General features: G+C 45.9%; 9 protein-coding genes and 1 pseudogene. 6 read left to right on the top strand and 4 right to left on the bottom strand.

The features are described from left to right. The 4 genes and pseudogenes from JGK20_RS30750 to JGK20_RS30735 form a co-directional block, all read right to left on the bottom strand. Positions 1-1,068, bottom strand: a pseudogene (locus tag JGK20_RS30750) (hypothetical protein); the annotation flags it as partial. A 57-nt stretch (positions 1,069-1,125) separates the two neighbouring features. Further along, positions 1,126-5,130 (bottom strand): cobaltochelatase subunit CobN, encoded by a 4,005-nt coding sequence (cobN, locus tag JGK20_RS30745; protein ID WP_293233307.1) that lies wholly within the window; start codon positions 5,128-5,130, stop codon positions 1,126-1,128. A gap of 117 nt (positions 5,131-5,247) precedes the next feature. Further along, positions 5,248-5,985, bottom strand: coding sequence for an ABC transporter ATP-binding protein (locus JGK20_RS30740; RefSeq protein WP_293214269.1), 738 nt, complete (start codon positions 5,983-5,985; stop codon positions 5,248-5,250). A 232-nt stretch (positions 5,986-6,217) separates the two neighbouring features. After that, positions 6,218-7,030 carry an ABC transporter ATP-binding protein gene (locus JGK20_RS30735; RefSeq protein ID WP_293233305.1) on the bottom strand — a complete coding sequence of 271 codons (813 nt, stop codon included), beginning with the start codon at positions 7,028-7,030 and terminating at the stop codon, positions 6,218-6,220. A 31-nt stretch (positions 7,031-7,061) separates the two neighbouring features. On the opposite strand from JGK20_RS30735, the gene JGK20_RS30730 reads away from it, so the two are divergent. The 6 genes from JGK20_RS30730 to JGK20_RS30705 all read left to right on the top strand — a co-directional run bounded on the left by JGK20_RS30730 (position 7,062) and on the right by JGK20_RS30705 (position 13,324). Then, complete coding sequence (locus JGK20_RS30730; protein WP_293186643.1) at positions 7,062-7,325, top strand: DUF433 domain-containing protein; 264 nt, start codon at positions 7,062-7,064, stop codon at positions 7,323-7,325. 12 nt (positions 7,326-7,337) lie between these two features. Continuing rightward, entirely contained in the window at positions 7,338-7,586 is a 249-nt protein-coding gene (locus JGK20_RS30725; protein ID WP_293233303.1) for a type II toxin-antitoxin system MqsA family antitoxin, read from the top strand. Between the two features lie 195 nt (positions 7,587-7,781). Next, positions 7,782-8,279 (top strand): HEAT repeat domain-containing protein, encoded by a 498-nt coding sequence (locus JGK20_RS30720; RefSeq protein ID WP_293233301.1) that lies wholly within the window; start codon positions 7,782-7,784, stop codon positions 8,277-8,279. 5 nt (positions 8,280-8,284) lie between these two features. Beyond that, positions 8,285-10,489 carry a HEAT repeat domain-containing protein gene (locus JGK20_RS30715; protein WP_293233299.1) on the top strand — a complete coding sequence of 735 codons (2,205 nt, stop codon included), beginning with the start codon at positions 8,285-8,287 and terminating at the stop codon, positions 10,487-10,489. 22 nt (positions 10,490-10,511) lie between these two features. Then, positions 10,512-11,390 carry a Uma2 family endonuclease gene (locus JGK20_RS30710; RefSeq protein ID WP_293199357.1) on the top strand — a complete coding sequence of 293 codons (879 nt, stop codon included), beginning with the start codon at positions 10,512-10,514 and terminating at the stop codon, positions 11,388-11,390. Between the two features lie 65 nt (positions 11,391-11,455). Then, the gene (locus JGK20_RS30705) at positions 11,456-13,324 is read left to right on the top strand and encodes a tetratricopeptide repeat protein (RefSeq protein WP_293199358.1); all 1,869 of its coding nucleotides are present in this window, start codon (positions 11,456-11,458) and stop codon (positions 13,322-13,324) included. Positions 13,325-13,419 lie beyond the last annotated feature (95 nt).

Here is a 13,419-nt window from a genome sequence, read left to right as displayed (position 1 = left end):
GACTGTGGGGTGGGCATCTTGCCCGCCCCAGTCAGCAACAGGCAAGATGCCTGTTCCACTGTTGAGTAATTTGACTGTGGGGTGGGCATCTTGCCCGCCGCTAAAAGCCCGATCGACCGATGCCTGGGATCGGCGGAAAATCCCGTCGCCATCGGTGTTACAAGACTGCGGGAATCGGTAACACTGGGGCGTCACGTTAGGTTCACCAGACGGGAGTTTGGGGCGAACGCCTGCTGCTAAAAGCTGGTTGCCTTCAGAATCTAGGATCGAATTAAAAGTGCGATCGTCCCGGCCGCTGTTAAATGCGCGCACACCGTCCGCCCAGACAATCATTTGAGGTAAATAATCGGGCTTCAACAGCCGTCGCAGTTGAAAGTCAACAACTTGGGCAGTTGCGCCGTTGACTGCAAAGTTAAATACCTTTAAACCCGGAGTGCCGTTAGCAGCCAAAGATTGTTTTAGCTGTTTGGGATCGACGCCCTGCAACGCCCGGGAACTACCGACGATCAAAACATCTGGCGGCCCGACGGCTGCAACGTAGGATAGGTATAGTTCTAGCTGTTCGTCGAGTAAATCGCTGCTGAAGCTGACTGTACTGGCTTGCGATCGACTTGCGCCCGCTTGCTGTTGGGCATAAAGCAGATTTTTCATGTACTCGGTGACTTTTTTTTCAGCAAACGCCCGCCTGGGACTACCGGGGGGAACCGCTTGCATCCAGGCTACCGCTTGCACCCATTGGGCTGCTACTTCGTCCCACTCTTGTTTTGAATTGGCGGATTGAGCCAAATTGGCGGCCTTGGTGGCAAAGTTAACTGAATCTCCAAATGGGTCGTTTTGGGCGCAGGAAGGAACGCTGATGGATTTTTGGCGTTTATTGGGGTTTTTGGCTAACACAGAGGTTGGTGGCTGCGTTAGGACGGAGGATGATGCGATCGGGCTTGATGTCGCTGCGGTGTTGGGTGGCTTGGGTGGCGAACATCCGACTGTTGTTAGGGCGATCGCAGCGATCGCGGTGCAGGTACGTTTTAAGATGTTAGTACCCAGAGTAGCAATGTAGCGGCGAATCATACAGCTTTCACCGTTCGCGAAACATTAGTAAATATTACCGCAAGTGGGCTGGTGATGTTAATTGCGTATTTCTGTGTGGGATTCGATGACTGCTTCGGCTTCCAGGGCGATCGATCGCAATTTATCAAGGATATCCTGACTGGCACTCTCCCACAACCCCCGTTGGCGAGCTTCTAACAATCTTTCCGCCATATCTCGCAGCGCCCAAGGATTATTTTCCTGAATAAATACCTGAACTTTTTCATCAAAAATGTAAGCCTGTGCAATTCCTTCATACATAAAATCTTCAACACAATTCGCCGTAGCATCGTAAGCAAACAAAAAATCCACCGTTGCGGCAATTTCAAAAGCACCTTTATAACCGTGGCGCATCGCCCCTTCAATCCATTTCGGATTTACCGCCCTGCTGCGATAAACCCGCGCAATTTCTTCTTTGAGTTGTCGCACTTTTGGATTTTCGGGAATCGAGTTATCTCCGAAATAAGTTTCAGGATTTTTCCCTTGCAAATTGCGAATTGCCGCAGTCATTCCCCCTTGGAATTGATAATAATCGTCGGAGTCGAGGATATCGTGTTCGCGGTTGTCTTGATTTTGGAGAACTATTTGCATTTGACTGAGGCGCTGTGTAAAGGCTTCCGGTGCCGAACATCCCCATTCACTTTGTTGAACTCCGGCTGCATCTCCAGGCAAATTTGAGGAACTAGAGGAAGTATAGGCGTAACTGCTCCAATTAATGTAAGCTTTTGCTAGATCGCCGTCGTCTGTCCAGTTTTGAGCTTCAATTATTCCCTGAAGCCCCGCACCATAAGCCCCCGGTTTTGAACCAAAGACTCGAAATTGCGATCGCACTTTCGCATCTTCCCGACTCAAACCAGCCGATTCCCAATCCAAAATCTCTTGTTTAACTTGTGCTGCTAAAGGATTGTCTTCCGCAGATTCATCTAAATCCGCCACAGCTTTGACAGCCGAGTCAAACAAATCAATTAAATTAAAAAAAGCATCGCGGAAAAAGCCAGAAATCCGCAAAGTAACATCAACGCGCGGTCGCCCCAAAACAGCAACAGGCAAGATTTCAAAATCTACAACCCGGCGCGAAGGCCCATCCCAAATTGGTTGAACTCCGATTAATGCTAAGGCTTCGGCGATGTCGTCTCCACCTGTCCGCATAGTCGATGTTCCCCACACAGACAAACCCAAAGTTTTCGGATATTCACCATTTTCTTGAGTGTATCTTTCGATTAAAGTTTCGGCTGCAACTCTGCCAACTCTCCAGGCGGTTTCTGTGGGAATAGCGCGGATATCTACGGAGTAAAAATTGCGACCTGTGGGTAATACATCTGGTCTGCCGCGGGTGGGCGCGCCGGATGCACCGCTGGGGATGTGTCGTCCATCTAGTCCGCGCAACAGGTTAGTAATTTCTTGGTTTGTTTGGAGGAGTGAAGGTAAAAGATAGTTGGAAATCCAATCTAATTCTTGTTGGGTTGCTTCTCCTATTTTAACCGCAGATGAACGCGGATCGACGCGGATGTTTTTGATTAAATCATCTACTAATTCAGCAGCTTTTGCTTCTAATTCTGCGGTTAAATCGCCTGCGGTGGTTAAGGGATCGAAGTCTAGGTTTAAGTCTTTGGCGAGGGCGCGGGTTAAGCCGGAACGATTTGTGCTAGGATGGCGGGCGATCGCAATTATCAAATCTCGCAACTGTCTACCTTGGGGACATTGACCAAAAATATGCAATCCGTCGCGGATTTGGGACTCTTTGAGTTCGCAAAGATAACCGTCGGTGCGGGTGATAAACTCGGTAAACTCCGATTTATTGAGTTGGATACCTAGGTCTTTATCTAGATTTTCCTGGTTGGTAAGGGCTACAATGCGATCGCGAATCATCGGTAATCTCGACGGATCTAAGCTTTGGGCTTCGCAATATTCATCGATTAAGGCTTCCAACTGCTGCAAAGGCCCGTAAAGTTCGGCGCGAGTCATCGGCGGGGTGAGGTGGTCGATAATCACGGCTTGCGATCGTCTTTTTGCCTGGGAACCCTCCCCCGGATCGTTGACAATAAACGGATAGAAATTCGGCAGCGCGCCTAATGCGATTTCGGGATAACATTTATTAGACAATGCCACACTTTTACCGGGAAGCCATTCTAAATTCCCGTGTTTTCCCGCATGAATAATCGCATCAATTCCCAACTTTTCGCGCAGCCAATAATAGTAAGCAAGATAATTGTGAGTTGGTTCCAAATCCGGCGCGTGATAATTTAACGCCGGATCGATTTCGTATCCCCGCGACGGTTGAATCCCGACAAACACATTTCCGAATTGAATCCCCGGAATCGGAAACAGATTCGTATCCAGGTTCGTAGTAAGGACTTCAGTCCTTCCTTCCAGGTTCGTAGTAAGGACTTCAGTCCTTCCTTCCAGGTTCGTAGTAAGGACTTCAGTCCTTCTTTCCCCAGTCGCTAACCCCCATCTATTACAAATTCCATCCTGTACTTGCTGCGGCAAAGTTGCAAAATATTCTTGATATTCCGCCAAATCCAAATATTGATTTACAGGGCGCAATTCCCGTCCTTCCGGGTCATTTGTTACGCCAGATATCAGCATTTCAATTAACTCGTTCCCGCTGCTGGGGATATTTTCAACTTGATAACCAGCTTCCTGCATAGCCTTGAGGATTTCGACACAGCTAGCGGGCGTATCCAAGCCAACGCCGTTGGCTAAGCGGGCATTGCGAGTGGGATAATTTGCGAGAATTATAGCGATGCGTCTGTTGGCGGCTGGGGTTTGCTTCATCTTCACCCAATTCGCCGTTAAGTCTGCTACAAATGAAATGCGATCGTCCGCTGCGACATATCCTACCACATCTGTTTCTAATTCACTGTTCCAAGTTTGTACAGCTTTAAAAGAAACAGCCCGAGTAATAATTTTCCCATCTACTTCTGGCAATGCCACATTCATCGCCACATCTCGCGGCGAAAGTCCTTGTAATTCAGTTTCCCACTGTTCCAAACCGCCGCCGCTGAAGATTGCTTGCAAGATAGGAACATCTAAGGATTTAAAGCTATTTTGTTCCGGTTCGAGATTGTTGAAACCCGAGACTGCAAAACTTGTTGTATTAATGAGTAATTGAATTGGTTCGGAATCTTTGGGTTTAAAATGTTCCACCAATTCCACTTGCAAATCCGGTTCTCGCAGCGAAGACACAAAGACGGGAACTGGTACTAAATTTCGGTCATATAATGCTTGACAAAGTGCATCAATAGGTGATAGATTTCCCGATAAGTAATGAGCGCGATAAAATAAAATCCCGACTTTAGCAAGGGTTGGTAAACCCGGAGATCCCCCCCAGCCCCCCTTAAGAAGGGGGGGGCAAGAAGTGGTCAAAGTTTCGGTTTTTAAGGGCGATTTAGGGGGATCGGAATCTGGGTTCAAAGTCCCCCTTCTTAAGGGGGATTTAGGGGGATCGGAATCTGGTAGTAAAATTCCCAAACCAGCCGTTGTATTTCCTCCCCAATCATAAATTCCCACCCGAGAAACTGTTTGAGGAAGAGGCGGATTATAAGCAGTTTTCAAACAAGTGTCAGCCGTAAACTTGAGTGCATTAACAAAATTCTGGACTCCGCCTTCTGTGAAATAGCGCCACAGTTGATTGACTGCGGACAGCGATACATTAGAATGACTAATTAAATCCGGATCTGGACTATCTTCACCGGGCATCACAATCAATACCGCATTAGTTTTCTGCACCGTTTCCCGCAGAACTTCTAATCCGTAAGACCAATAAGAACGCCCGCCTAACAGCCTTAAAATTATTACCTCTGCGCGTTCTAAAATTTCCTCGGCGTAGGTGTCAATGGTTAATTGTTGCTGCAACTGAAGCAGATTTACGGCCCGCACTTTCGGGAATTCGGGTGGCATTTTGGATGCGGCGGCCGCGAGTGTTTGAATGTCAGTGTCAGCAGCACTAATAAATACGATTGGTGCTGGGGTTTGCTGTATAAAAATTACTCCTTCTGCTTGAGGGTTCCAACCTCCGGGCGTAGCTGCTATTTTGTGCATTAATTTATCCTCTATAATAAGTTTGTAGTTAAGTTTGTAGTGAGGACTTGAGTCCTCTGATTTTTGGGATTCATGAAGAGGACTGAAGTCCTCACTACGAACCCAAAAATGTCGGAATTAACCTAAGTATGCTTTCTTTACTTGTTCGTTGTTGAGTAAATCTGATGCTATGCCTGTGATGGTAATGTTACCAGCTTCTAGTACGTAAGCCCGATCGGCAATTTGGAGTGCTAAATTCGCGTTTTGTTCCACTAACAAGATTGTAACGCCCGTAGAGCGTAGGTTTTGAATGATTCCGAAAATTTCTTTGACGATCGCAGGTGCTAAGCCTAAACTGGGTTCGTCCAATAATAGCAGTTTCGGGCGGCTCATGAGCGCGCGGGCGATCGCCAGCATTTGCTGTTCCCCGCCGCTAAGGGTTCCTGCCAGTTGAGTCCGCCTTTCTGCCAAGCGCGGAAATATCTCGAATTGGCGGCTTAAATCGGTTTTGATGGCTGCGAAGTCCGATCGCACATAAGCCCCTAATTCCAAGTTAGTTAACACCGTCTGCTGCGCCAAAACCCTTCGCCCTTCTGGACTGTGGGCGATTCCCAATTTTACCACTTCGTGAGCTTGGCGGCGACTAATATCGCGCCCGCTGTAGATGATTTGTCCTTCCCGCAAATTAACTATTTTAGAAATTGCTCTCAATGTCGTACTTTTCCCCGCACCGTTAGCACCGATGAGACTGACAACTTCGCCCGCATTTATGGTTAAATTGATATTTTGCAGGGCTTGAATTCCTCCGTAATTTACACAGAGGTTTTTCAGTTCTAACAGGATATTTTGGGTTGTTTCTGGTGGGGTTTCGTGCATTTATTGTGAATCTGATTTTGATATTTGTCGTTGGGGCGGGCGGGTTTATGAGATTGTTAGTTTTAGGCAGTTATTATTGGTTAACCCGCCCGTACAAGATTTGGGTAAAAACCTATTGATTGCAGCCATTAATATTAATTTTAATTTACATGATACCTTTAGGGGCGGGCTCGCCAACCATAATCGACTGAAATCGATAATCTCATAAACCCGCCCCCACCCAAGGAACAATCTATTTTTCATCTCCCAAATAAGCCTCAATTACAGCCGGATCATTCCTCACAATAGCAGGTTCTCCCAAGGCAATTAACTGACCGAAATGCAACACAGCAATGCGATCGCACAATCCCATCACCAGCGGTACGTGATGCTCGATCAATATTACAGTCAAATTGAATTGTTCCCGCACTTCCCGGATGAAATCACTTAACTTGTGCTTTTCCGTCGGATTCATCCCCGCCGCTGGTTCATCTAGCAGCAAGATTTGCGGTTCTAGGGCTAAGGCGCGAGCAATTTCCAAACGCCTCTGATCGCCGTAGGGCAGGTTTTTGGCTTGTTCCTGCGCGCGATCGCCCAAACCGACCAAATCCAACAATTCTAAGGCTTTCCGCTGGGTTTTGCGCTCCATTGCGTTAGATTCTGGTAAGCCGAAAATCCCCGATAGTAGCGATAATACCGGATTTTGCGATCGGCTGTGGATGTGTCGGGCGATCGCGACATTTTCACTAACAGAAAGTTCCCCAAACAATCGGATATTTTGAAAAGTTCTGGCAATACCTTTATTGGCAATTTGATAAGGCTTCAATTGGGAAATATTTTCGTTTTGATAAATCAGATTGCCACTAGAAGCAGGTATCAGTCCAGTCATTACATTAAATAGGGTGGTCTTGCCAGCCCCGTTAGGGCCGATCAATCCAAAAATCTCGTGTTTTTGAACTGTGAAAGATACGTCGTTTATAGCGACTAAACCGCCAAAGCGCCGACTCAATCCTTGGGCTGCTAAGACGGGAGTGCTTTTTGAGAGAGTAAGTGGTTCGGAAATCATAAACAAATGATAGAATATAAGATATCTAATTATGCCTCAAATTATGGATGCTCAAAAACTCTTAGAACGAATCACAGTAAATTCCCAAATATTTAACGGAAAACCGATTATTCGGGGTCGCCGTCTTGCGGTTGAGCACATTCTAGGAATGTTAGCGGCTGGCGACACTCCTGAAACGATTCTCGAAGGCTATTCCTGGTTAGAAAGAGAAGATATTCAGGCTTGTCTAGTTTATGCTCATCGGCTGATTAGTCACGAGCGTATCGAACCGCTATTGGTGGAAACTAGCAAATAAAAATATAGACCCATGCGAGAAATTCGATGCAATACCTGTGGTAGCAACCGCTATGAGGAACGTAAAATCAATTACCTGTATAGTCATCAAGGTAAATACTTGCTAGTTCCTAATACGCCTGTTGAGATTTGTCTAGATTGTGGCATGATTTATTATGATGCAGCAGTTCTCAAAGAAATTGAGCGCCGTTTCTTTGCTATTCACCAGGAGAATGAAATGCCGGATTCATATATTCAAATTCCCAGCAAGAGTTACACATAAAAAATTGTTTTTGAAGCAGGGAACCGGAATGTTCTTCAAGTCTCCCTTTTTAAGCAGAATTTAGGGCGATCTATTTCACCACTGACAAGCACAAATTTAGATCGCCCGAACTCTGGAAACCAATTTGATGAGAATGTAGATACAATTATTATTCAAATGGCTGAGACTGCTCATCAAATACAAGGATTCTGGCCCATGACGAAGCACTACCGACAAAGATTAGTTGCCGTAATTGCCCTCTCGTTTCTATCTTTCACATCGCCTTTGCTGTTGACTCGCAATGCTTCGGCTGAAAACCCGATCGCATCCAAGGCTAGTTCTCAAGAGATTAACTCATTAATCAAGAAGTTAAAGAGTAACGATGAAAGGGAACTTGATACAGCTATTAGCGAGTTAGGCGAAATAGGTGAACCAGCCATACCTGCTTTGATTGAGGCATTGCAGGATGAGAATTTGCAAGTCCGCCAGAGTGCGACCGAGGTTCTAAGACAAAGTGGTCGCCCTGTTATTCCTGCCTTAGTTAAAGCGTTGACAAATTCAGATGTAGAGTTACGTCGTCGCGCTGCTGCTTTACTAAAAAAAGTTAGCAGATCTTACTGGAATTCTTCAGAGTTATCAAAAGTTAAAACGGTTGTGTCGCAGCTAATTCCCTTGCTCCAAGACTCCGATGCAGGTGTGCGTAGTCGCAGCTAATTCCCTTGCTCCAAGACTCCGATGCAGGTGTGCGTAGCAGTGCAGCCTCTGCTTTGGGGAACATCGGTGCAGAAGCGAAAACTGCCGTGCCACAGCTAGTTTCCTTGCTCCAAGACTCCGATGAAGGTGTGTGTAGCAGTGCAGCCTCTGCTTTGGGGAAGATTGGTGCAGAAGCGAAAACTGCCGTGCCGCAGCTAATTCTTCTGCTTCAAGACTCGGATTCATCAGATGTGCGTAAGAGTGCAGCCAATGCTTTGGTGAGTATTGCAGAAGCGAAAACTGCTGTGCCGCAGCTAGTTCTCCTACTTAAAGACTCCGATCCAAATGTGCGTCAGAGTGTAGCCTCTGCTTTGGGGAGTATCGGTGCAGAAGCTAAAACAGTTGTACCACAGCTAGTTTCCCTGCTTAAAGACTCCGATTCAAATGTGCGTAGTAGTGCAGCCTCTGCCTTGGTGAGTATTGCTCTTAGCCTTCAAGAAAAAGCAAAGACGCTAACTTCACAGGAGTTAAATCAGGCTGTATCAAACTTAGAATCAGCCTTGAAACTTGTGGCAGAACCTAAAGCTAATTTCTCACGAACGACGATCGCAAATCTCCGCGTATACATCAATGTTCTCAAAGCCGAACAAAACGCCAAGTTATTCAAATTAATTAGCCAGAATCAATGGGTAGCAGCAACAATAATTTACTTAATCTTCTTCCCTTCCCTTTGGTTGGCAATCCTGCGGCTGCGTCCCTTATGGCTGCTGCGAATCAACAACGCACTCAAACCCTACGAATTCAAACTACCTGAAACATTGGGCGGTGCTCCGGTGCGAATTCGCGACCTTACCTTTTTCAGTTTTTTTCTTTACCGTCCCAGAGTCCTAGATGCCTGGGTTTGGGCCCATATCAAAACAGTACGCGAACAATTTTCCAATAACAAGACAGTCAAAAGCCGCGCTACTTACATCCCAGTTGCTTTTGAATTAGATGACAAAAAAGTACCTGAACTCAGGGGCGAAGATTTGCAATCAATTTTCACCAAAAAGCGAATCTGTCTGCTCATTTGGGGTGAAGGCGGCATCGGCAAAACTAGCATCGCTTGTCAAATTGCAGATTGGGCAATGGAAGCAGATAAAAGCAAACGCCTCTGCAAACACCTGATGATTCCAATTCTGATCGAACAACTAGAAAGTGAATTTCTCGCAGCCAAACATCCGTTCTTGGAAGCCATAAGCGGTCAGCTAAAATCTATCAGCAACCATCCTACCCCCATTGCTCAAGAACTGCTGCAACACTTGCTGCAACAGCGCCGTATCCTGGTAATTGTAGACCATTTTTCCGAAATGGCAGAAACAACTCAAAAGGAAATTAACCCTAATTCTCCCGATTTCCCCGTCAATGCTTTGGTTGTGACTTCGCGACTAGATTCAACAATGCCTAACGTCCCCAAAACAACGATTCACCCGTTGCGAATAGAAGGTTCTGAGCTATCAGCTTTTATGGAAAAATACTTGGAAAAGCTAGGTAAACTGAATCTTTTCAACGGTTCGCAATTTCATTATGTCTGCGGCGATTTGGCTAAACTTTTAGAAGAAATCAGAATTCAAGGAAGAAGTACAACTGTATTGTTTGCCAAACTGTACGCAGATGTGTTAATCGCTAAAATGGAAGGAATAAAAGATGAAAAACTACCTCAAAATATACCAGATTTGATGCTGGCGTACCTGAAGGAACTCAACCGGGATGTAGCAGAGCATAAATTGACAAATCGTACCATGTACGAAGATGCTCAATTGCTGGCTTGGGAATGCTTGAAACTAACTTATCGACCCGCTAGCACGAAGATTAAAGATGCCATCAATGCGCTATCAATTTTAAATTCACAAAATGCAGAGCAACGCCTCAACTATCTCGAAGAAAAACTCCACCTCATCCAAACGAATCTTCCCAGCCAAGAGAATGTCCGCTTTGTACTTGACCCCGTAGCCGAGTATTTAGCAGGCCTGCATTTAGTAGAGACTTATGATGACAATGAAAATAAGTGGCGCGATTTTCTAATAGATGCCGACTTTCAGAATGCGCCAGAGGCAATTAAAGGTTTTATGTTAGCAGTTCGTGATTGTTATTTGGCCAAGATTTCCGGTGCAAAGGATACTGACTTTCTACCCAAAGAAATCGAAAACCGCTATAATGTCTTAATTACCGTACCGCCTCAATCTCCTTAAGCCGTCTCGCCCGGGTAATTTTATGACGATGTACGTACCGGATTCGCAGCCTTACCAAACAAAACTGCTCCCTACGATGTACGATCTACCTAGTGAAGACCCGGAGGAGCCCGGTTTGCCTGACGAATTTCATGACTATCAACCCGAACTGCTGCGTCAAACCTGCCGCCCCCGCAACCATCCGCTAGACCAAATCTTTATAGCGACAGACCTCAATCTATACTACGATTCCAATCATCTCAATTGGTATAAAAGACCCGATTGGTTCGTTGTCTTGGGCGCTTCTAGATTTTATCGAGGTGAGGATTTGCGCCTCAGCTACGTGATGTGGCAAGAAAATATTAGTCCTCTAGTAGTAGTGGAACTGCTGTCACCTGGAACTGAAGATGAAGATTTGGGAATCACACCAGAAGTCCGAAATAAACCGCCTACTAAGTGGCGAGTTTATGAAGAGATTTTGCAGATTCCTTACTACTTTGTTTTTAGTCGCTACACTAATCAACTGAGAGTATTTCAATTGATTGATAATCGTTACTGCGAACAAGTTTTAACTGATTCGCGATTCTGGATACCGGAATTGGAGTTAGGTATTGGTTTGTGGGAAGGTAATTATCAAGGTTTTTCGAGGTTGTGGCTGCGCTGGTACGATGCTAGTGGCGATTGGGTTCTGACTCCAGAAGAATTTGAAAGACAACGGGCTGAATTAGAAAGACAACGCGCTGAATCTGAAAGTCAACGCGCCGAATTTGAAAGTCAGCGGGCTGAATCTGAAAGTCAACGCGCTGAATCTGAAAGTCAGCGGGCTAAATTAGAAAGTCAACGCGCTGAATCTGAAAGACAGCGAGCAAATCGATTGGCCGATCGCCTCCGAGACATGGGCATTAATCCAGATGATCTGTAAAATTAAGTAGCAGCCTGCAATACGGCGCGCCGTGTCAATAAAAATTTATTAACTAAAAATAACTTATGCCAGAATCTACTTCATTGCGCGATCGCTACCTAGCACTGATCGATAAAATTGTCGAAATCACCCTCAAAGGTCAAATTCGCTCTAAAGAACAAGTATATCAAATGTTGGTGCAAGACATTGGCACCGGCACGGGCGAAATCTTTGAACGCTGTTTTGGCGAACGCCTCGATGCCACCGATAACCTGCTCAGAAATGAAAAGGACGAAATCAAACAAGCCAAGGCAAATCGCAGCCTCAGAGCGCTAAAAACTATCCAAGGAGAATGGGAACGTTGGCAGAAGGATAACCGCGTCGATCGCGAAATCGCATCTTCCATCCAACAAATCCTTGCCGCCGAATCTAACGGCCGCCTCCTGGCAATATTGCAAATAATTGATCCCAATAAAGAACATCCGCTGACTCTCGATCAATTGCAGCAATTGTCAAAATCTGTGCACCAACAAATGCTGCAAACTACCAATCCCGAAACCGAACGAGATTTGCTGCAAATCACAGCCGGGATTGCTAAAGGTTTAGAATCTTGGCAGCGCTTGGAACCGGAACTCGTCGGCTGGATTTATCAGCCACAGCAGCTAGGATTCGCCGGCAGTCCCGAACAAAATGGGCCTTGGGCTTTTTGGTCAAAAAAAGTTAATAGTGCCTTTGCTAACGCTCTTTTACAGACTATTGCCAGGGGTGATTCTATCGTTGAATTTGCAGCCAAGCAGTCTAATGTAGAATTAGGTACGTTGCTGGAATTGGCGATAATTTTGCAGTGTTTGCAACGGGCTTTGGTAACATGGTTCGACAAGCAAGTTTACGATTCCAAAGTGTCCACAAAAGCTTCGATTTCTACTTACATTACTTTTTCTGTAATTTGGAGTCAGCTAGCTAGTGGATTTAATAATTCTACTAAGAGCGGCGAACAGTTGGCAAATGCTTGTTTTCAAGTAACTTTGCAAATTTTACGCACTTTTTCTCAGCGGGAATACTTTCCGCTTTACGGCGGGATTTTTGCTTCGTTTGATGGTAAAGCTTTGCGGCATACTTTGGATTATTTAGATGAACCGCTGCGGCGTGTTGAAGGTACTCAAGCGAAGGCTCGAATTTTGACGCTTTTGGGTTATTCGATGCAGGCGGCTGGGGCCTACGAGCGATCGATCTTACTGCACAAGCAATCCCTGGAAATTGCCCGGATGGAAGGAGATAAAGCCTGTGAAGTCGCCAATCTCAATCACATTAGCCGCAATTATGTGGCTCAAAAAAATTATCAGGAAGCGATTAATTACAGTCAGCGGGCTTTGATTATGGCACGGCAGGCGGGAGAGCGGCAAGGTGAGGCGAACGCCCTGGCTAATTTGGGCTACAGCGAGGTGTTCCAGGCGCGGCAGTTGGAGGAGGTGGAACCGGAGGTTTACGAAAGTGCTATTAGTTATTTGGAGCAAGGTTTGCTGCTGTCGGAGAAATTGGGCGATCGCCAAAGTCAAGCTTTTTGCTCCAGCAGCCTCGGTATTGCTAAAATTGCTCTGGAAAATGCTGCCGGTGCGATCGAGTATTTGGTCAAAGGTTGGCAAGCGGCTCAATTTTCCGGCGACTTATATCTCCAAGGTCTCAATTTGGCTTATTTAGCTCAAGCTTATTACAGTCTGAATCAACTAGAACAAGCAATTTTTGCTGGCTGTTTGGGGATGTATACTTTGGAGCAAATTGGGGCGATGGAATGGCGACAATCGGCTGGTTTGCTGACAATTTTGCGCGGACAAATGGGGGCTGAATCTTTTAAGCAGTCTTTGGCGAAAAGTCGAGCGAGTATCATTCCGGCGATCGGTGTTGATGGCTACGATTATATCCCAGAATTGTTGGAAAAATACCAGCAATCTATTTAACTCTTTGTGGAACAGGCATCTTGCCTGTTGCTAAGAAAGAAAGGGGGCGGGCAAGATGCCCACCCCACAATAAAATTAACTCTTTGTGGAACAGG

Source organism: Microcoleus sp. PH2017_05_CCC_O_A, from assembly GCF_020738785.1.
Classification (GTDB): Bacteria; Cyanobacteriota; Cyanobacteriia; order Cyanobacteriales; family Microcoleaceae; genus Microcoleus.
This window is presented reverse-complemented; position numbering and strand designations above follow the sequence as displayed.